We start from the raw sequence: 20,936 nt of genomic DNA, 5'->3' as shown, positions 1-20,936 counted from the left end.
TGGAGTTGTGGTCGTCTGCGCCGTGGTTCTGGGGCTGACGCTTCCCGGGAGCGGGAAGGAGCGGGCGAGGGAGAAGGCGGCCCGGCAGGTCGGGGCCGCGTCCGGGGCGACGCCCGCCGCCCGGGCGGCCAAGGCGGGGGCCGCGCCGGTGCCGGGGGCGCCCGCGGCCTCGGGGAGTGCCTCTCCCTCCGCGTCGGTGACCGCGCCCATCCTGGCGGCGGCGCCCGCGGCGGCCGCGGCCAAGGCGAACGAGCTCGGGCAGGTCCCGGTGCTGATGTACCACCGGATCATGAAGAAGCCGCAGCTCTCGCTGGACCGGTCGAGCAAGGAGCTGTACGACGAGCTGACCGGGCTGGCCAAGGACGGCTACTACCCGATCACGGCCGCCGAGTTCGTCAGCGGGCGTATCGACGTGCCGGCGGGCAGGCATCCGGTGGTGCTGACGTTCGACGACAGCACGCCCGGGCACTTCGGGCTGGACCCGCAGGGCAACCCCATGCCCGACACGGCGGTGGCGGTCATCCAGCAGGTCGCCCGGGAGAACCCCGGGTTCCGGCCGACCGCGACGTTCTACCTGAACAAGGAGCTGTTCGGGATGGGCGACACGCAGGCCGCGGCCGGGCTGCGCTGGCTCCAGCAGCACGGGTTCGAGCTCGGCAACCACACGGTGTCCCATCCGAGCCTCACCGGCATGTCCGAAAAGGGCGTGCACAAGGAGATCGGCGACATGGAGGACCGGATCGTCCGGCTCACCGGGGCGCACACGACCACCTTCGCGTACCCGTTCGGGGCCGTGCCGAAGAAGAAGGCCTGGGCCGAGAAGCAGGACGGCCGGTACGCCTTCCAGGGGATCTTCCTCGCCGGGTGGCGGCCGTCGGTGTCCCCGTTCGACGCCGACTTCGACCGGTGGAACATCGACCGGGTGCGCTCCGAGGGCAAGATCAAGGAGAACGACTGCACCAAGTACTGCTCCACGGCCTGGCTCGAGTACCTGGACAAGAACCCCGGTGAGCGGTACACATCTGACGGGGACCCGAACACGGTGACGTTTCCCAAGGCGGCCGAGGACCGGCTCGCCAAGCGGTACAGGGGCTACGCGCGGACGTACTGACCACGCCCGCCCGCCGTGGATTGACCACGGGAGTTCGGTCCCATATCCTGATCGCTGCGCTGTGGGCCTGCGCGCGCTTCGGACGGAGCAGGCTCGCGCTCGGTCAGGTCGGCGACATCGGTTCGGTTCATAGACGCGGCAGTGGTCGCGTTCCATTCCGGTCCTCGGCAGGGCGGATAACGGCCCTCCGCGCACAAGCCCATCACGACTTCCATGTCCGTACCGGAGCCAGCCGACACATGACGAGCAGCACCGAGGCCACCTCGACCACCCCGCAGGTAGCGGTCAACGACATCGGGTCCGAGGAAGCCTTCCTCGCCGCGATCGACGAGACCATCAAGTACTTCAACGACGGCGACATTGTCGAAGGCACTGTCGTCAAGGTCGATCGTGACGAGGTCCTCCTCGACATCGGCTACAAGACCGAGGGCGTCATCCCCTCGCGCGAGCTGTCCATCAAGCACGACGTCGACCCGAACGAGGTCGTCTCCACCGGAGACCACGTCGAGGCCCTCGTCCTCCAGAAGGAGGACAAGGAGGGCCGGCTGATCCTGTCCAAGAAGCGCGCCCAGTACGAGCGCGCCTGGGGCACGATCGAGAAGATCAAGGACGAGGACGGCATCGTCACCGGCACGGTCATCGAGGTCGTCAAGGGCGGCCTCATCCTCGACATCGGGCTGCGCGGCTTCCTGCCCGCCTCGCTGGTCGAGATGCGCCGGGTCCGCGACCTGCAGCCCTACGTGGGCCGCGAGCTCGAGGCCAAGATCATCGAGCTGGACAAGAACCGCAACAACGTGGTCCTGTCCCGCCGCGCCTGGCTGGAGCAGACGCAGAGCGAGGTCCGCCAGACCTTCCTCAACACCCTGCAGAAGGGCCAGGTCCGCAAGGGCGTCGTGTCCTCGATCGTCAACTTCGGCGCGTTCGTCGACCTCGGCGGCGTCGACGGTCTGGTGCACGTCTCCGAGCTGTCCTGGAAGCACATCGACCACCCCTCCGAGGTCGTCGAGGTGGGCCAGGAGGTCACGGTCGAGGTCCTGGACGTCGACATGGAGCGCGAGCGCGTCTCCCTGTCGCTCAAGGCGACCCAGGAAGACCCGTGGCAGCAGTTCGCCCGCACCCACCAGATCGGGCAGGTCGTCCCGGGCCGGGTCACCAAGCTGGTGCCGTTCGGCGCGTTCGTCCGCGTCGAGGAGGGCATCGAGGGCCTGGTGCACATCTCCGAGCTGGCCGAGCGCCACGTGGAGATCCCCGAGCAGGTCGTCCAGGTCGGCGACGAGATCTTCGTGAAGATCATCGACATCGACCTCGACCGGCGCCGCATCAGCCTGTCGCTCAAGCAGGCCAACGAGGGCGCCGCGGGGATCGAGGAAGAGGACTTCGACCCGACCCTGTACGGCATGCCGGCCGAGTACGACGACCAGGGGAACTACAAGTACCCCGAGGGCTTCGACGCCGACACCGGCGAGTGGCTCGAGGGCTTCGACGAGCAGCGCGAGACCTGGGAGCGGCAGTACGCCGAGGCCCGCGGCCGCTTCGACGCCCACCGCAAGCAGATCGAAGAGGCCCGCAAGGCCGAGGCCGAGGCGGGCGCCGAGCCCGCGGGCGGCGGCGGCGGTGGCGGCGGGGAGACCTCCTACTCCGGCGGCGGCGAGAGCGAGTCCGGCGGTGGCGCACTCGCCACCGACGAGGCGCTCGCCGCGCTGCGGGAGAAGCTCTCCGGCGGCCAGTGAGGCCCTGACGCGCCGTCCGCGCGAGGCCGCCACGGCGGTCCCGCGCGGCGGGCGGTGACATACTGAGCACGGCCGGAGAACGATCTTTCGGGATCGGCCTCCGGCCGTGCTTCGGTTGCGCCACCATGACGTCCTAGGCGCGCGCCGGCCCCGGCGCCCCGCAGCACCCCTTGTCCCGAAGGTCCGCTCGTCCCCCGGGAGCACTCGTTCAATTGGCCAGCACAGACGTAGGCACAAGGACCGGCGGCCCGGAGGCGGTCGGCCCCCCGATCGTCCCGCAGGGCCCCGCCAGACTCGCGCTGATCGCCGTCACCGTCGCGGTGCTGGCGCAGACGCTGCGCTTCTCTCTGCCGCAGCTCGACCACTTCGCCGACGAGGCCGGGACACCGGCCGCCGCCGGCGGGGTCCTCGTGGTCTACCTCGCCGGGTTCGCCGCCCCGCTGATCCGCCGCCTCGCCGGCCCGCGCGGGCTGCTGCTCGTCGGCGTCGGCGGGCTGTTCGCCGTCCGGCTGCTCGCGCAGGCGGTCGATCCGCGCATCTGGCTCGCTTTCGCCGGCACCGCCGTCGGCATGATCGCCGTCGCCGCCCTGTACGAGGGCGCCCGCGGCCTGTCGGGGGTGGGGTTCGCGACGGCGACCGTCGCGGGTCTGTCCATCGACACCGCCGTGCGGATGTGCTTCGCCACCTGGGACCCGGTGTGGCGCGACGGCATCGGCCCGTGGCTGGCCTGCCTGGCGTTCGTCGGCGTCGGCGCCGCCGCGCTCTACCGCGAGCTGGCGTCCGGGCCCGTCACCGCGCCCGGCGTCTCGTGGCGGGACGCGCTCGGCGCCGCGGCGTTCGGGCCGTTCCTCGCGCTGCAGGTCCTCGTGCTCGCCAGCCCCGCGTTCGTGGCCTCGTCGGGATGGCAGTCGCTGACCGGCGCGCACGTCGCGATCGTCATCGGGCAGGGCCTCGCGCTGGCGTTCCTGGCCTCCGGGCTCGCCGTGCGGGCCGTGCCGGGCGGCGTGTGCGTGCTCGGCGGGACCCTCCTCGGCGTGGGCGCGGGAGCCGTCGCCGGGACGTACGCGATCTCCGGCATCGAGGTCGTCCCCATCGTGATCATCGGCCAGGTGCTGTCGGCGTGGCTGCTGGCGGTCGCGTGCCGGGCGCCGCTGCGCCGCGCGGGGACCGGCGGGCCCGTCTGGCGGGTGGACGCCGGCGCCGCGCTCGGCGGCCTGCTCGTCGCCGCGATCCTCATCCCGTACCAGGTCAGCGCGGTGTCGCCGCTGCCCGTCCCCAACAACGTGCTGCCCGGCATCGCCGGCATCGCGCTCGGCGCGCTCGCGGCGATCGCCGCGGCCCGCGGCGGCCCGCTGCCCGCCCGCGTCCCGCTGCGCGCCCTCACCGCCGGCGGTGCCGCGCTCGTGCTGCTGGCCGGCACCCTCGTGTTCACCGTCGCCGCCCCGGACGGGGAGGCCCCGGCGGCGCCCGCCGGCGGCCACGTGCGGGTGCTCAGCTACAACATCCACGACGCGGTCGACCAGTCCGGCCGTCTCGACCCCGAGGGAATCGCCCGCGTCATCGAGGGGCAGCACGCCCAGGTCGTCCTGCTGCAGGAGGCCGGGCGCGGATCGCTGCTGTCGGGCACCACCGACGTCGCGGTGTGGCTGTCGCGGCGCCTCGGCATGAACCTGGTCTGGGGGCCCGCCGCCGACGGCCAGTTCGGCAACGCGATCCTGACCTCGCTGCCGGTGCGCAGCTCCGGGACGGGCCGGATGCCGAGGGGCGACTGGTCGCAGATCCGCGGCTACGTGTGGGCGCGGCTCGCCGTCGGCGGCACCACGATGGACGTGTGGTCGACGCACCTCGAGGGCGGCGACGACCAGCGCGGCGAGCGGTTCCGGGAGATCGCGGCGCTGCTGCGGGCCTGGGGCGGCGCGCCCCGCACGCTGATCGGCGGCGACTTCGACGCGGGCGCGGGCAGCCCGGAGCTGACCGCGATGACCGACGGCACCGACCTGCGCAACACCGCGATCGGCGGCGAGCAGTACCCGACCAGGCCGGACGGCACGAGCACCGACTGGGTCTTCGGGTCCGACGGGGTGCTCGTCACCGACTACTCCGTGCCCGAGTCCGAGGCGTCCGACCACTACCCGGTCGCGGTGACCGTCCGGATCGGGCGTTGAGCGGACGCCGCTGTGTTCTCAACAGTCCCGGCCCACTTCGCTCGCCTGGCGGCTCGCTACGTGACCGTGCCTGGGCGAACGCGGCATCGCTTCGCGATCTGCCCGGTGCCGCTCGCCTCCGGCTTCGCGGCCCCGGGCAGGTCACGCGTTCGCGCGTGTGGCCGAGGCCACTTCGAGAAAGGCTCCAGGGTCACGAGATGAGTGAAGCGAGCAGGGGGGTGCGGGGGGTCGGTCACCTGCGGGGAGGCTGTCCATGAGCGCCGAGACGGTCGTGATCGAGCGGGCGGCCCCCGCGGACGCGGGCGAGCTGATGACCGTGCAGCGGGCCGCCTACGTCAGCGAGGCGCAGCTGTACGGCGACCCGTTCATCTCGCCGCTGGTGGAGTCGGCCGAGCAGTTGCGCAAGGTGCTGGCGGGCGACGCCGTGGTGCTGAAGGCGGTGCTGGACGGCAGGCTCGTCGGCGCCGTCCGCGCCCGGTTCAACGAGCGGACGTGCCTGGTCGGGAGGCTCGTGGTCGTCCCCGACCTGCAGGGCCGCGGCATCGGGCGGAGCCTGATGACGGCGCTGGAGGCCGAGGTCGCCGGGCGCGCCGACGCGTGCGTGCTGTTCACCGGCCACCTGAGCGAGGCGAACGTGCGCCTGTACCGGAGGCTCGGCTACGCCGAGACGCGCCGCGAGCGCGTCGCCGCGCACCTCACGCTGGTGCACATGCGCAAACCCCTCGTCCCCGCCGGAACCGCCTAGCGGTCGCGCCGCTAGGGTGAGTCCCGTGCTGAAAGTGGGACTCACCGGCGGGATCGGCTCGGGCAAGAGCGAGGTGTCGAAGCGGCTGCGCGAGCACGGCGCGCTCGTCATCGACGCCGACAAGATCGCCCGGGAGGTGGTGGCGCCGGGCACCCCGGGCCTCGCCGCCGTCGTGGCGGAGTTCGGCGAGGACGTCCTCCTGCCGTCCGGGGCCCTCGACCGGGAGAAGGTCGGCCGCATCGTGTTCGCCGACTCCGCCCGGCTCGCCGCCCTGAACGCGATCGTCCACCCGCTGGTGGGGGAGCGGATGCAGGAGCTCATGGACGCCGCCCCCGCCGACGCGGTCGTCGTCTACGACGTCCCCCTCCTGGCGGAGAACGGCCTGGCCGGCATGTACGACGAGGTCGTCGTCGTGGACGCCCCCGAGGAGGTCCAGCTCGACCGCCTCGTCGCCCGCCGCGGCATGACCGAGGAGGACGCCCGCGCCCGCATGGCCAACCAGGCGTCCCGCGAGGACCGCCGCGCCGTCGCCACCCACGTCATCGACAACTCCGGCTCCCTCGCCGACCTGAAGACCCGGGTCGACGCCCTCTGGGAGTCCCTCACCCGCCGCGCCTCCTAGAACGGGGCGTCGAGGGGGAGGCGGTGGACCTCGGCCAGGTAGGCGTCGAGTTCCCCCGGCTCGAAGCGGCACATGCCCACGGCGTACCAGAACTCGGCCGTGGCGTTTCCCTCCCACTTGTAGCGGCCGTCGGGGGCCAGGGCCGCCCAGCCCTCGGCCAGGCCGAGGAGGGTGGCGCGGCGCGCGGGGGCGTCGCGGTCGGTGACGTCCCAGAGGATGATGGCGCCGTCGTCGCCCGCGGTGGCGAGGAGGGAGCCGTCGGGGCTGAAAGCCGCGGACCAGACGCGGCGCGTGTGGCCGGTGAGGGTGTGCAGCAGGCGCCCGTTGGACGGGTTCCACAGGCGCACGACCATGTCGTCGCCCGCGCTGGCGAGCACGGCCCCGGACGGGTGGAACGCCGCGGTCCACAGCCGTCCGGTGTGCTCGGTGAGGGTGTGCTGGAGATCGCCCGTGGACGGGTCCCAGAGGCGGACGGTCCCGTCGTTGCTCGCGCTGGCGAGGGTCTCGCCGGACGGTGAGAACTTCACCTGGTACACCCGGTCGCCGTGGCCGCGCAGCGCGGCGGCGAGCTCGCCCGTGCGGGGGCTCCAGAGACGGACGAGGCCGTCGTCGCAGCCCGTGGCGACCAGGGCGCCGCCGGGCTGGAAGTCGATGGAGCGGACGCGGCCCCGGTGGTCGGCCAGGTTGACGATCTCGCGGCCGCTCGTCCAGTACCAGAGCCGGACGGAGTCGTCGTCGTTGGCGGTGGCGAGGACGTCGCCGGACGGGGCGAACGCCTGCGCCCAGACGTGGTCGGTCTCGACGTTCAGCTCGCGTTCGAACGTGCCCGTCCCGGCCTGCCACAGGTGGACGCCGCCGTCGTTGGTGGCGGTCGCGAGCTGGGAGTCGCGGGTGTTGAACGCGGCGGAGGTGAGGTTGTCGGCGACGCCGCGCAGCTCGCGGATCCGGCGGCCCGAGCGCGGGTCCCACAGCCGGACGAGCCCGTCGTTGCCGCTGCTGGCGAGCAGGCCGCCGTCCGGGCTGAACGCGACGCCGGTGACGCGGCGGCCGTGGCCGCGCAGCACCACGCGGCACTGGCCGGTCTCGGCGTCCCACAGCCGTGCCGTGCCGTCGTTGCTGCTGGTGGCGAGCTGCGTGCCGTCCGGACGGAACGCGAACGGCCACACGGCGCCGCGGTGCCCTGCCAGTTCGAGGCGCTGCCGGCCGGTGCGGGGGTCCCACAGGCGCACGGACCCTGCGCTGTCGGCGGTGGCGAGCCGGCCGCCGTCCGGGCTGAAGGTGGCCTGGTAGATGCCGCCGCCGTGGCCGGTCAGGGCGGCGCGCTGGCGGCCGTCCTCCCAGAGGCGGACGGACCCGTCGGTGTCGCCGGTGACGAGGAGGCCGCCGTCGGGGTGGAACGCGATCGCGTAGACGCGGCCGGTGTGGCCGAGGAGCTCCTGGCGGATCTCGCCGGTGCGGATGTCCCAGAGGCGGACGACGCCCGCCTCGTCTCCGGCGGCGAGCAGGGAGCCGTCCGGGTGGAAGACGGCGCGGAACACCGCGCCGTGGTGCCCGGCGAGCTCGCGGCGCAGCGCGCCGGTGGCGAGGTCCCAGACGCGCAGCGTGCCGCCGGCGTCGCCGGTGACCATGAGCGAGCCGGCGGGGTCGAACACCGCGGTGTAGACGGGGGCGGTGTGCCCGGCGAGCTCGTGCAGGAGCACGCCGGACACGGTGTTCCACACGCGGATGGTCCCGTCGGCGGCGCCGGCGGCCAGGAGGTCGCCGCCCGCGGGGGAGCGGCCTCCGACGACCACGGGCCACACGCCGTCGGGGTGGACGGGGAGGGTGTGCGCGGTGTGCCCGGTGGCGAGGTCCCAGAGCCGGACGGTGCCGTCGGCCGACCCGCTCGCGAGGAGGGCCCCCGCGGCGTCGAACGCGACCGCGTAGGCGCGGTCGGTGTGGCCCTGGAGGTTGCGCAGGGGCGTGCCGGTGACGGCGTCGCAGACGAGGACGCCGCCGTCCTCGCTGCCGACGGCCAGGACGGAGCCTCCGGGGCTGTAGGCGAGCGGCTGCGGGAGGCGGCTGGTCTGGAAGTGGAACCCGTAGGGGACGCCCACCGCGGCCGGGGCGACCTGGATGTCGATGGGGCGGCCCGGCGCGATGGCCGCCTCGCGCAGCTCGGGGGCGGTCGCGACGCGGTCGGGGAGCACGGCGTCCACGAGGGCGGCGCGGGTCCAGTGGCTGCCGTCCACGGCGACGTCCCGCAGGTCGGCGCGGGCGAGGCGGGCCCGGGACAGGTCGGCGCCGCGCAGGTCGGCGCCGGTGAGCGTGGCCTCGTCCAGGCGCGCCCCGGCGAGGGAGGCGTCCCGCAGGACGGCGCGCGAGAGGTTGGCGCCCACCAGCTGGGCGTCGGTGAGGTCGGCGCCGGTGAGGTCGACCTCCTGGAGGTCGCGGTAGGACAGGTCCTCGCCCTGGAGGCGGGCGCCGCGCAGGTCGGTGTGGGCGGGGGTCCGCAGCCGCGTCGTGATGCGGATCGCGTTGGCGCGTGCCATGTCGTCGGCCTCGGGGTCGGCGAGGACGGCCGCCGTCCACTCCTGGCAGGCGCGGGTGTCGGCGAGGTCGCACAGGAAGTCGACCGCGAGCTGGGTCAGGGCGCGGCGGCTCAGGGCGGCGGGAGCCTCGCCCTTGGCGAACTCGTCGGCTATGTGCCGGGCGACGAGCCACTCCATGACGGACTGGTGGATGAACCCGAACAGCCCCTCGGGCGTGCGCACGAGAAGGCTCCCGGCGCCGACGGCGTGCGTCACCTGGTGCGGTGACATCCGCCCCGCGGTGAGGCCGGTGAGGGCGTCGGCGACGTCGGCCAGCTCGGCGAGGCGCAGGAACTGCTCGTTGCCCTCCCAGAGCCGCAGCGCGAGCGTGCCCACCGCCTGCCACATGTCCTCGGCCTTCATCCCGGACGGGCCACCCGCCCCGCCGACCCGCTCCGCCTCGTACGCCAGCCAGGACGACAGGATCTCCTGGTAGAGGTCGGCGGGGCTGACGGCGCGGCGGGCCTGCGCGACCGCGCGCAGCCGGTCCTCGGGGAGGTCGGCGATGAACGACAGCATCCGGGGGTTGGACGTCAGCGCCAGCAGCTCCTCGATCCCCGACAGCAGGCTCAGCCGGTCCTCCGCCGCGCCCTCGTCGCCGTACCGGTTCACCAGGTACGAGCGGACCTGCGTGGGCGCGAACTCCTCCAGGGACAGCACGCGCCGGTGCGGCAGCACGCCGACCTTCTCGCCGAGGGCGGTCAGCACCTGCGCCTGGGACTTGAAGTGCTGCGTCCGGCTCGCCACCACGATCTTCGCCTTGTCCTGGGCGGCCTGCAGCAGCGTGTCGAGGTGGTCGGCGGCGCGGTCGTAGGTCATCCGCGTGACCAGCTCGTCGAACCCGTCGAAGAGCAGCACGATGCGGCCCTGGCGGAGCATGTAGTGGAACGCCTTGAGGTCGATCAGCTCCTCGCCGTGGTTGGCCAGGTGCGCGGCGACCAGCCCGTCCACCGAGTGCGCCTTGTCGAGCGCCCGCAGCTCGATGAGGATCGGGACGACGTGCGGCAGCTCCTCGGGGATGCGGCGGGCCAGCTCCCGCAGGGCGAAGGTCTTGCCGCGGCCGAAGTCGCCCAGCAGCAGCAGGAACCGCCCGTGGTCGGCGGCCAGCAGCCGCAGCATCTCGCCCACGACGTCGTCGTGGACGTCCGTGCCCGGGCGCCTCTCGTCGTCCGGCCCGCTCTCCGGGAGGAACCGGTCGACCTCCCGGTAGCGCTGCGGCACGTACAGGGACGGCGGGTAGAGGCCGCCCGCCGACAGCCTCCGCGTCTGGGCCGCGACGTACTCCGACAGGTCGACGAGCCCCTGGAACTCGGTGAGGCTGCGCACCCGGATGCCGCGGCGCAGCGCGTCGTCGCGCACGGACCGCGCCGGGGCCGGCCCCAGGTACACCAGCTCCGACCCGTGGTCGGACCCGTCGGCGTGGACGTGCCGGACGAACGCGTCGACGTCGGCCTCGGTCACCTGGCCCACGTGGGCGCCGATCCGGTACTGGCGGACGAAGCCGTCCTCCAGGTGGGTGAGCAGCAGGTGCGGCGGCTCGGACCGGCCGTCCTCGCGCGCGGGCGGGGTGACGCGCCGGATCATGGCGCGCTCGAACCGCGTCTCGCACGCCTCGGTCAGCCGGTCGAGCAGGCGGCCCGCGGGGTCGGGGACGGGGTCGGCGGTGCCGTCCCCGCCGGGGCCGGGTTCCGGGGCGGGAGGGGCCGGAGGGGTCTGCGCGCGGGGCGGCGGGAACGTTCCGTTCACGGCCGTCCAGGACCGTTCGAGCCGCTCCGGGCCGCGCCTGCCGGCCTCCTCGGGGACCCAGCGCTCCAGCCCGTTCCCGTGCACGACGACGAGCTGGTGCCGGCCGGGGCCGAGCGCCGGGACGGACGGGACGCCGCTGCCCGCCAGCAGGGGGACGGCGCCGTACTCCGACTCCGTCCCCTGGAAGAACAGGTTGACGTGGGAGGCCAGGAGCGTCTCCACCGTCTCGGGGTCGCGCAGCGCGCCCGGCTCCCCGGCGATGGGCGTGTGCTCGACCGCGCCGAGGCGCAGCCAGCCCTCGGCCTCGAAGTGCCGCAGCCGCTCGTTGAACCAGGCGGCCTGCGCCTGGCCGACGCGCCCGTACCGGTCCTCCTCGCGGTGGGTCTGCGGCAGCGTCGAGTTGAGCCCGGCCACGACGACCTTCAGATCGGGCACGGGGAACAGGGTCCACGGCTGGGCGCTGTCGAAGATGAGCGCGTCGATGCCCTGGTAGAACTCCTTGAACAGGCCCGCGTAGTGCCGCCACTTCGGCCAGTACGGCGGCTGGGGCTCGATGTCGTCGGCCTCGCAGCTGGAGAAGTACGCCTGGCACGCCGCCCGGGTGACGTCGTGGGTGCCCGGCACCACCACCACGCGCTGCGCCTCCAGGCCCAGCAGCGCGCGCAGGCTCGTCAGGAACGACAGCGCCTCGGCGAACTCCTTGCGGCTGCCCGAGTGGGTGATGTTGCCGGTGACGACGAGCAGGTCGGGCCGCGGGACGCCGGAGTCGCCGAGCCGGGTCACATCGCTCCAGATCCGGTCCTGCAGCTCGGTGGCGGTCGTGGGCTCGCCGGGGTCGGCGAGCGTCCGGCCGAACCGGGGGCCGGAGACGTGCAGCACGGTCAGCCGCTCGCGCGGCTCGTGCGCGGTCTCGGCGGCCGGGAACGCCGGTGCGGCGACCGGCGCCCGCCGGGCGGGCCGCTCCCCGGCCGGCTCGGGCCTCCCGCCCCCTCCGGGACCGTCAGACTCCTCCAGGCGGCCCACGAGCGGCTCCCGGCCACCGTGCGGCGGCAGGTGGCGGTTCGGGCCCCCTCCGGGGAAGCCAGGGCCGTCCAAGGGGCGCGCGTGGCCGGCGAGGGCCTCCTGGATGCGGCGCATCAGCAGCCGCCGCGCCTCGTCCGGCTCGTCGACCCCCACCAGGTCCACGTAGGTGATCGTGGACAGCAGCCCGTCGATCGGGCAGTCCTCGATGCGGACCGTCACCAGCTTGCGCGCCGGGTCGTCCGGGTCGGCGCGCAGCGCCGCCATCCACTCCATCCGCCCGTAGCGGGAGCGCAGGTAGTTGCGCGACAGCACCGCCACCACGACCTTCGCCTCCGACAGGCCCCGGTCCATGTAGTCGATGAAGTTGGTCCCGGGCACGAAGTCCCAGGCCTGCATCATCGTGCGGTGCCCGGCCGCCTCCAACTGCCAGGCGATCCACGACGCCCACCGCTCGTCGGCCGGCGAGTAGCTGATGAAGAAGTCGGTCGGACGCTCCTGGGGGTGGCCGGGGGTTGTCATGGCGCCAGTATCGCGCGGCGCACGCCGAAAGGCAGCGCGCTTGGCCGCCTGTGGAGCCTGGCCGCGCGCACCGATCGCGGCGGACCGGCCACGGGAGGCCTTCGGGATCACCGCGCGCCGCCTGTGGAATCATGACGCGCGTGCCGCCCGCCCCGACACAGGTCCTGCGACGCGCCGCCGGCTCCCTGAGCGTCCTCGACTGGATCCGCATCGCCGTGCTGGTGCTCGGCCTGGTGTTCGTCGCCACCGGCCTGCTGCCCGCCGACACGGCCCGCTCCAGCGTCGGACGGATCGCGCCCCTGCTGCTCTTCCTGTTCAGCGTCATCATCCTGGCGGAGCTGACCAAGGAGGCGGGGGTCTTCGACGCGATCGCCCAGCGGATGGCCCAGGCCGGGCGGGGCAACTACGTCGCGCTGTTCCTGCTGTGCGTGGCGTTCGCGTCGCTCACCACCGTCTTCCTCAACCTGGACACCACCGCCGTACTGCTGACTCCGGTCATGCTGGCGCTGGCGGCGCGCGCGCGGATAGCCACCCTGCCGCTCGCCATGACGACGGTGTGGCTGGCCAACACCGCGAGCCTGCTGCTCCCGGTGTCCAACCTCACCAACCTCCTCGCCGCCGACCGCGTCGCGCTGGAGACCCCCGCGTTCGCGGCGCGCATGTGGGTGCCGCAGCTGGCGGTCCTGGCCGTGACGATGGCCCTGCTGTGGGCGTTCTACTGGCGGCGGCGGATGCGCGGCGAGGAGTCCTACGACCCGCCCGAGCCGGTGCCCGTCCAGGACCGCGTGCTGTTCTCCGCCACCGGTGCCGCGTGCCTGCTGTTCATCGGGGCGATCCTCGCGGGCGTGCACACCGGGATCCAGCTGGGCGTGGCCGCCACCGCCGCCGCCGTCGTGGCCGTGGCCGCCTTCGCCGTGCGCGACCGGTCGGCGCTGCGCCCCGCGCTCATCCCCTGGCAGCTGCTGGTGTTCGTCACCGGGCTGTTCCTCGTCGTCCCCACCCTGGAGCGGTTCGGGCTGGACGACGCCATGCGCGGCCTGATCGGCGACGAGGGCGGCGCGGTCGGCGCCTTCCGGGCGGCGTTCTCGGGGGCGGGCCTGTCGAACGTCCTCAACAACCTGCCCGCCTACGTCGCCGGGGAGTCGGCCGTGCCCGCCTCGAACAGGGACCAGCTGCTCTCCCTGCTCGTCGGGACCAATGTGGGGCCCGTCATCACGCCCTGGGGGTCGCTGGCCACGCTGCTGTGGTTCGAGTGGTGCCGGCGCTGGGACGTGCGCGTGCCGATGCGCACGTTCGTCCTGGCGGGGACGGTCCTGGCCGTGGCGGGGACCGCCGCCGCCGTCGGAGCCCTGCTGCTGACCGCCTGACCGCCTGACCTCCTGACCGGCCGCCGTCCGGCGAGGCGGTCAGCGGGTGAAGCGGTCAGCGGGTGAAGCGGTCAGCGGGTGAAGCGGTCAGCGGGTGAAGCGGCCCGGCCCGTCCTGGGGGTCGATCTTCGCCGTGGTCTCCAGGAGGCGGTCGAGCAGTTCGGGGCGCGCCGCGACGAACCCCAGCTCGGACGCCGGGCGGTCGATGCCGAGCTCGTAGGGCGCCCCGTCCAGGCGGCGCAGCTCCGCGCCCGCCTCGGCCGCCACCAGCGCCCCGGCGGGCAGGTCCACGATCTCGGGCAGGTAGCCGACGATGCCGTCGATGTCGCCGCGCGCCAGCATCGTCCACGCCACCAGCGGCGCCCAGAGCTGCAGCATGCGCGCGCAGCGCAGCTCCAGGGCCGAGCGCATGGCGAACGCGACCGGATCGTCGGCGCCGACCTGGTGGCCCTGCGTCCAGGCGAGCAGCGGGTTCTTGTCCCGTCCCGGCCTGGGGCGGTCGGCCAGCGCCAGGGGCCTGCCGTCAGGTCCCAGCGTGCCCCTCCCGCGCACCGCCGACCACGTCCGGCCACTCACCGGATCGTGTACGACGCCCAAGACCGGCTCGGCGCGCGCGCACAGCGCCAGCCCGACCGCGTACACCGGCATGCCGATCGCGACGTTGTTGGTGCCGTCGAGCGGATCGACGAGCCACACCATGTCCTCGCCGGGCGCGCCGTCCAGGATCCCGGACTCCTCGGCGATGATCCGGTGGCCCGGATACGCGCCCCGCAGCCGCCCGACGATCAGGTCCTCGGCGGCGGTGTCCAGCTCGGTCACCACGTCCCCGCCGTCGCCCTTGGGCCGCACGCCCAGGGGGCCGTCCACGCGGGCGCTGAGCAGCTCGCCCGCCGCCTCCGCCGCCTCCACCGCCACGCGCCGGGCCTCGGAGAGATCGACCGGAAGGGCCGCTGACGGGGTCGTGGGTCTCATCGGGCCTCTCCAGTCGGATCCGGCGGCCGGCTACCGGCGCGGCGAGCAGTGGGCGGTGGCGATCCTGCGGGCCGAACGCCGCAGGGCCCGCACCGTGTCGGCGTGGTCCGAACGGGTGCGGCGAACCTTGTGGCTGGGGAGGTCCAGGGGGCCGAGCGACAGGTCGCCCCCGCCCGGCGTCTGCCGGCCCAGGGCCACCGTGGCGGCGTCTCGGCCGTCCTCTATGAGCGTGCTGTGGAAGACGCCCGCGGGCAGAGTGTAGGACTCCCCGGTCCGGTGCGTGGTGGAGTTGGCGGGGGCGCACTGGACGGTGCGCCCGGTGGCCCTCAGCTCGTCCATGTCGCCCTGGCTCACCACCTCGAAGACCTGCTGCGTCCCTGTGGCGGAAGACCCCGTGGCGGACGACCCTGTGGCGGAGGACTCGCTGACCTCCATCCGCACGTTCCGGACCGTCCCGTACAGGACGAAGCTGAGCAGGTCCCAGCTGTGGCAGTGCACCGGCGACGTGGTGGACGGCGCCGGGAGCACCTCGGGCGTCCAGATGTGCAGGCACACGCCGAGATCGCCGCTGCGTTCCAGGGGAAGGCACAGGAAGCCCAGCGGGTGCCGCACGGCGGCGATGTCCGGGCGGCCCGCGGCGGCGTCCTCCAGGACCCCGTCGAGGACGCGCCCCGCCCATGCCGGCAGCGTCCGCGCCGCGGTACCGGCGCGGATCTCCTCGCGGATCTCCTCGTACCTCACTCCGGCGGCCTCACCCTTCGCCGAGACGCGTTCCCGGTGGCCTCGCGGCCCCTCGCCCTGCCCGCCCGCGCCGCACCCGCCCGGGCCGCGGCCGGCCGGCCCCGGCCCGGTCACTCGTACGGGTCCTTGGCGCGCAGGGCCTTACGTATGATCTCGATGACATCGCGGTCGGTATAGCCCTGCGCGAGGTCGATTCCGATGACCTCGAAGAGCTTGCGCACTTCCTCCACGGTCGGCTCGTCGTCCAGGGGCGCCAGCCTGGCCTGCTCCACCGGCACGCGGCGCGCCTGGTCGAGGCTGGTCTGGAGTTCCGCGCTCACCCAGCTGTAGTAGAACTTGGCGCTCTCCACGACCAGGGCCTCGCCGCGCGGGTCGTCGCGGGTGACCACGACACGGGACGACGCCAGGTCGTACCGCAGCGTCGTCATCGTCTGCGCGAGGCCGATGTCGATGTCGAGCATCGCGAAGCGCTGCTTGTGCCAGCACGCCGCCAGGATGGTGGCGTACGCCTCCTTGCGGGTGCGCTCCAGCGTCCACGGCTCGCCCGTGGCGTCCGGGCCGTCCGACACCGACCGGCGGTGGCGCGCGTACGCCTCGCACACCTCGACGTTCGTGGGGTCGAGGATCTCCAGGCGGAACAGCAGCGTCCGCCGCTCCCGGCGCGCGGCCGCCACGCACTCGGGCAGCGTCCTCGCGCGGATGTAGGTGCCCGTGCCGCCCTTGAAGAACCAGCGGTCGGTGTCGCGGCGGGCCTCGGCGAGGACCTGCGCCACCTGGGCCCCGCTGATGACCCGGACGACGGTGGTCTCGTCCAGCGCGCGCTTGGTGTCGGACAGGACGCTCTCGAACGCCTCGATGTGGGTCAGCTTGGCGTCGAGCTCACCGAGCGTGGCCGACGAGGCGCGCAGCGTGTCGCGCACCTCCGCCTCGACCGGGATGCGCCGGCCGCGGTCGCGCAGCACCGACGTCGCCAGCAGGCCGATCACCGCGAGGATTCCGCTGTTGGTGATCTCCGTCTCGTTCGGCAGGTTCACCCCGAGGCCGAGCACCGCGACGACGATCGCCAGGACCAGCGCGATCACTGCGTCGGCGTTCTTCCCGAACCAGTTGCCGAATCGGCCCATTGTGCGGTTTCCCCGTCCTCGTCGGCGCCGGGGGCGCTCGGGAGGCGTCTGGGGGGTCGCCCCCTCGAACGGCACCCCCTCGAACGACACGGCCGGCGCGGTCATCGTAACCACAGCCTCCGACCGCTGGAAAAGCCCCGCAGGTAAGGGGTTCGCTCACCTGTGCGACCAGGTGCCCTTCCGATCGCTATAGGCTCGTCGCCATGCGCGTGCGGGGCTGGTGGTCGGGGGCATGGCCCACCCGGCGTTCCCGTGCCTTCGACATCGCGATCGCCGTGACGCTGGCCGTGGGCGACGGCGTGTTCCTGTGGTTCGCGGAGCAGAAGTTCTGGCTCCCGCCCGCCGCCGTGGCCGTCTGCAGCGTCATCCTCGGGCTGACCCTGATCGTGCGGCGCTCCCATCCGGTGGGGCTGTGCGTGTTCGCGATGGTGTTCGCCACGATCACCGGCGCCGGGGCGTTCGCCACCCTCGTGATCCTGTACTCGCTCGCCGCCTACACCGCCTCCCGCAGGACGGTGGTGGGCGTCGCGCTCGCCGGCTACGTCGCCGGCCTGGTCTTCCCCGGCCCGACTGCGGCGACGGAGTCCTTCCTCGCGCAGTCGATCTTCGGGATCGCGTTCGTCGGGGTCCCCGTGCTGCTCGGCCTCTACATGGGCGCGCGCAAGCAGCTCCTCGCCTCCCTCCAGGAACGCGCCGCGCGGCTCGAACGCGAGCAGCACCTGCTCGCGGAGCGCGCGCGGGGCGAGGAGCGCACCCGCATCGCCCGGGAGATGCACGACGTGGTCGCCAACCGCATCAGCGTGATGGTCGTGCACGCGGGCGCGCTGAAGGCGATCGCCGTCCGCGACCCCGAGCGGGCCGCCGAGACCGCCTCCGTCATCGGCGACATGGGGCGGCAGGCGCTGGAGGAGCTCCGCCACGTCGTCGGCGTGCTCAGGCAGGGGGAGGAGGCCCTCCCGCAGCAGGCGGTGACGCTCGCGCACCTCCGCGAGCTGGTCGGCCAGTCGGGCGCCGCGGGCCTGCGCGTCGACCTGAAGGTCCGCGGGGAGGAGCGGCCCATGCCCCCCGCCGTCGGGCGGACGGTGTACCGGCTCGTCCAGGAGGCCCTCACCAACGTCCACAAGCACGCCGGGGCCGCCGAGACCCGCGTGGAGCTCGGCCTCCTCCCCGAGGCGGTCGAAGTGGAGATCACCAACGACCCGCCCACCGCGCGGCCCGAGCACCGGCTGCCCTCCGGGGGGAACGGCCTGCTCGGGCTGCGCGAGCGCGTCACCGCCCTCGGCGGCAGCTTCGACGCCGGGCCCCGCGGCGGCGGCTACGCCGTCCGGGCGAGGCTCCCGCTGCCCGCCTCCTGACCCCCGGGGCGCCCGCCGGGCCGCTCGGCCGCGGAATGTCGGACCCCCTGCATACAGTTGGTACACAGGGAGAACGCCGGATCCAGGGGAGTGTCGATGCGCCCAGTCACGGACCTGCGGCGCCGCGTGGCGCCGTTCGAGGTCGTCACCGAGATGACGCCGTCGGGCGACCAGCCCACGGCGATCGCCGACCTCGCCGCCCGCGTGGAGCGCGGCGAGAAGGACGCGGTGCTGCTCGGCGCGACCGGTACCGGCAAGACCGCCACGATCGCCTGGCTGGTCGAGAAGCTGCAGCGGCCGGTCCTGGTCATGCAGCCGAACAAGACCCTCGCCGCCCAGTTCGCCAACGAGCTGCGCGAGATGCTGCCGAACAACGCCGTCGAGTACTTCGTGTCGTACTACGACTACTACCAGCCCGAGGCGTACATCCCGCAGACCGACACCTACATCGAGAAGGACTCCTCGATCAACGACGAGGTCGACCGGCTGCGGCACTCGGCGACCAACTCGCTGCTGACCCGCCGCGACACCGTCGTCGTCGCGTCGGTGTCGTGCATCTACGGCCTCGGCACCCCGCAGGAGTACGTCGACCGGATGGTCCGGCTGAAGGTCGGGCAGGAGATCGACCGCGACGACCTGCTCCGGCAGCTCGTCGGCATGCAGTACACCCGCAACGACCTCGCCTTCACCCGCGGCACGTTCCGCGTCCGCGGCGACACCGTCGAGATCATCCCGCAGTACGAGGAGCTCGCCGTCCGGATCGAGATGTTCGGCGACGAGATCGAGAAGCTCGCCACCCTGCACCCGCTCACCGGCGAGCTGATCACCGAGGACGAGGAGCTCTACGTCTTCCCCGCCTCGCACTACGTCGCCGGCCCCGAGCGCATGGAGCGGGCCATCGGCCAGATCGAGGCCGAGTTGGAGGAGACCCTCGCCGTGATGGAGCGGCAGGGCAAGATGCTGGAGGCGCAGCGGCTGCGCATGCGCACCACCTACGACATCGAGATGATGCGGCAGGTCGGCACCTGCTCGGGCATCGAGAACTACTCCCGGCACATCGACGGCCGCGGCCCCGGCACCGCCCCCAACACCCTCCTCGACTACTTCCCGGAGGACTTCCTCCTCGTCGTCGACGAGTCCCACCAGACGGTCCCGCAGATCGGCGCCATGTACGAGGGCGACGCGTCCCGCAAGCGGATGCTGGTCGAGCACGGGTTCCGGCTCCCGTCCGCCATGGACAACCGTCCCCTGAAGTGGGAGGAGTTCCTCGACCGGATCGGCCAGACCGTCTACCTGTCGGCGACGCCCGGGCCCTACGAGATGAACCGCGTCAAGGGCGACGTCGTCGAGCAGGTCATCCGCCCCACCGGCCTGATCGACCCGGAGATCGTCGTCAAGCCGACCAAGGGGCAGATCGACGACCTCATCCACGAGATCCGCGAGCGCACCGAGCGCGACGAGCGCGTCCTCGTCACCACCCTCACCAAGAAGATGTCCGAGGACCTCACCGACTACCTGCTCGAACTCGGCATCCAGGTCCGCTACCTGCACAGCGAGGTCGACACCCTGCGCCGCATCGAGCTGCTGCGCGAGCTGCGCGCCGGCGAGTTCGACGTCCTGGTCGGCATCAACCTGCTCCGCGAGGGCCTCGACCTGCCCGAGGTCTCCCTCGTGGCGATCCTGGACGCCGACAAGGAGGGCTTCCTGCGCTCCGAGACGTCGCTCATCCAGACGATCGGCCGCGCCGCCCGCAACGTGTCGGGGCAGGTCCACATGTACGCCGACACCGTCACCCCGTCCATGGAGCGGGCGATCGACGAGACGAACCGGCGCCGCGACAAGCAGCGGGCCTACAACGAGGAGCACGGCATCGAGCCGCGGGCGCTGCGCAAGCGCATCGCCGACATCCTCGACTCCCTCGCCCGCGAGGACGCCGACACCGAGACCCTCATCGGCGGCGCCGGGCGCCAGCAGAGCCGCGGCAAGGCGCCCGTGCCCGGCCTCGCGTCCCGCACCAGGGAGGTCGGCCGGCACGCCGCCGACCTGGTCGGCGAGCGCCCGCGCGAGGAGCTGGAGGGCCTCATCGAGCAGATGACCGAGCAGATGCACCAGGCCGCGACCGACCTGCAGTTCGAGCTCGCCGCCCGGCTCCGCGACGAGATCAAGGAGCTCAAGCGCGAGCTGCGCGACATGAAGGAGGCGGGCGTCAGCTGACGCCCCGCGGCCCTCACCCGAAGGCGAGCACGACCCGGTCCTCGACCGGGCGGTAGCCGAGCCGCCGGTAGACGCCGTTGCTGGTCGGGTTGGCGAGGTCGGTGAACAGCACGACCTCGCCGGCGCCCGCGTCCCGGGCGGCCCGGGTCACCGCGGCGGTCACCGCCGCCCCGTAGCCGCGGCGGCGGTGCTCGGCCGGGGTGTAGACGGGCGCCACCCGCGCCGCCCCGGCCACCGCCGGGGTCCGGCCCGCCATCGCCACCGGGCGTCCGCCCGCCTCCCACAGCGTGACGCCGCCCTCCGCGAGCCGCCCGTCGATCACCGCCGGGTCGGGGTCGCCGTGGCCGCCGGCGTCCCGGTGGAACGCCGCGAACCAGTCGCGCACGAGGTCGAGATCGCCGCCGTCCGCGACACGCGCGGCGCCCTCCGGCGGCGGGTCCGGCATGACGAGCCCCGCCAGCCGGTGCAGCCGCTGGCGCAGCTCCACCCGGGCCCGGGTCCCGGTACGGCGGGTCCACGCCTCCGCGAACCCCTCGGCGAGGTCCGGGCTCCCGTTGACGCCGGGGACCGCGGCGCCCCGCCCGGCCAGCTCGGCGGCCAGCGCCGGCGCGGCGGGCTCCGGCATCTCGCTGATCAGGACCGGATACGCCCCCGTCCACATGAAGGCGCCCGCGACGTCACCGCCCTCCGCCCACCAGCCGAACAGCGCGGTCCGGTAGAGGGCGGCTCCCTGCCTCCGGATGGCCTCGGCCACGGTCAGCGGGACGGTGTTGGCGACGGGATCGGCGCGCAGGAGCCCTCCCGCCCGCGCGAGGAACTCATGGACATCGTCGGTCAGCTTCCACGCCATGCCTCAGCATGCCCGCGCCCGCACGCCGGACGCAGCCCATTTACGCCCCTCCTCCGGTGCGGCGCAGGCGGTTCGGGGGCGT

General features: G+C 73.6%; 13 protein-coding genes. 8 read left to right on the top strand and 5 right to left on the bottom strand.

Features of this window, described 5'->3' with window-relative positions; all coding sequences use genetic code 11:
• Positions 1–22 precede the first annotated feature (22 nt).
• From FKD65_RS08630 to coaE, 5 genes are all read left to right on the top strand, one after another.
• Entirely contained in the window at positions 23–1,111 is a 1,089-nt protein-coding gene (locus FKD65_RS08630) for a polysaccharide deacetylase family protein (RefSeq protein ID WP_240810034.1), read from the top strand.
• Positions 1,112–1,350: 239 nt separating this feature from the next.
• Complete coding sequence (rpsA, locus tag FKD65_RS08625; RefSeq protein WP_141576968.1) at positions 1,351–2,841, top strand: 30S ribosomal protein S1; 1,491 nt, start codon at positions 1,351–1,353, stop codon at positions 2,839–2,841.
• 212 nt (positions 2,842–3,053) lie between these two features.
• Entirely contained in the window at positions 3,054–5,006 is a 1,953-nt protein-coding gene (locus tag FKD65_RS08620) for an endonuclease/exonuclease/phosphatase family protein (RefSeq protein ID WP_141576967.1), read from the top strand.
• A gap of 253 nt (positions 5,007–5,259) precedes the next feature.
• Complete coding sequence (locus FKD65_RS08615) at positions 5,260–5,751, top strand: GNAT family N-acetyltransferase (protein WP_141576966.1); 492 nt, start codon at positions 5,260–5,262, stop codon at positions 5,749–5,751.
• Positions 5,752–5,776: 25 nt separating this feature from the next.
• Complete coding sequence (gene coaE, locus FKD65_RS08610) at positions 5,777–6,373, top strand: dephospho-CoA kinase (protein WP_141576965.1); 597 nt, start codon at positions 5,777–5,779, stop codon at positions 6,371–6,373.
• Here the strand turns inward: coaE and FKD65_RS08605 are convergent.
• Positions 6,370–12,231, bottom strand: a complete 5,862-nt coding sequence (locus FKD65_RS08605) for a TIR domain-containing protein (protein WP_141576964.1) — start codon at positions 12,229–12,231, stop codon at positions 6,370–6,372. The two genes, coaE and FKD65_RS08605, sit on opposite strands and share 4 nt — an antisense overlap.
• 131 nt (positions 12,232–12,362) lie before the next feature.
• Here FKD65_RS08605 and FKD65_RS08600 point away from each other — a divergent pair, with 131 nt between their 5' ends.
• Positions 12,363–13,598: an SLC13 family permease gene (locus FKD65_RS08600; protein ID WP_141576963.1), complete on the top strand. Its 1,236-nt coding sequence runs from the start codon at positions 12,363–12,365 to the stop codon at positions 13,596–13,598.
• Between the two features lie 87 nt (positions 13,599–13,685).
• On the opposite strand, the gene FKD65_RS08595 is transcribed toward FKD65_RS08600, so the two are convergent.
• Genes FKD65_RS08595 through FKD65_RS08585 form a run of 3 tightly spaced genes read right to left on the bottom strand, consistent with a single transcriptional unit; the run spans position 13,686 to position 16,435 of the window.
• Positions 13,686–14,570 carry an inositol monophosphatase gene (locus FKD65_RS08595; RefSeq protein WP_141576962.1) on the bottom strand — a complete coding sequence of 295 codons (885 nt, stop codon included), beginning with the start codon at positions 14,568–14,570 and terminating at the stop codon, positions 13,686–13,688.
• 30 nt (positions 14,571–14,600) lie between these two features.
• Complete coding sequence (locus tag FKD65_RS08590; protein WP_240810033.1) at positions 14,601–15,425, bottom strand: hypothetical protein; 825 nt, start codon at positions 15,423–15,425, stop codon at positions 14,601–14,603.
• Positions 15,422–16,435 (bottom strand): hypothetical protein, encoded by a 1,014-nt coding sequence (locus tag FKD65_RS08585; RefSeq protein WP_141576961.1) that lies wholly within the window; start codon positions 16,433–16,435, stop codon positions 15,422–15,424. The genes FKD65_RS08590 and FKD65_RS08585 overlap by 4 nt, the downstream gene beginning before the upstream one ends.
• 203 nt (positions 16,436–16,638) lie before the next feature.
• On the opposite strand from FKD65_RS08585, the gene FKD65_RS08580 reads away from it, so the two are divergent.
• Both FKD65_RS08580 and uvrB read left to right on the top strand, forming a co-directional pair.
• The gene (locus FKD65_RS08580) at positions 16,639–17,790 is read left to right on the top strand and encodes a sensor histidine kinase (protein ID WP_141576960.1); all 1,152 of its coding nucleotides are present in this window, start codon (positions 16,639–16,641) and stop codon (positions 17,788–17,790) included.
• A 96-nt stretch (positions 17,791–17,886) separates the two neighbouring features.
• Positions 17,887–20,004, top strand: a complete 2,118-nt coding sequence (gene uvrB, locus FKD65_RS08575; protein ID WP_141576959.1) for an excinuclease ABC subunit UvrB — start codon at positions 17,887–17,889, stop codon at positions 20,002–20,004.
• 13 nt (positions 20,005–20,017) lie between these two features.
• Here the strand turns inward: uvrB and FKD65_RS45440 are convergent, their stop codons facing one another.
• A complete protein-coding gene (locus FKD65_RS45440; RefSeq protein WP_141576958.1) occupies positions 20,018–20,854 on the bottom strand; it encodes a GNAT family N-acetyltransferase in 837 nt (278 codons plus the stop codon).
• Positions 20,855–20,936 lie beyond the last annotated feature (82 nt).

This window comes from Actinomadura sp. WMMA1423 (assembly GCF_006547145.1).
In the GTDB taxonomy this organism is placed as follows: Bacteria; Actinomycetota; Actinomycetes; order Streptosporangiales; family Streptosporangiaceae; genus Spirillospora.
The sequence above is the reverse complement of the archived record's forward strand: the minus strand, read 5'-3'. Positions and strand labels throughout refer to the sequence as shown.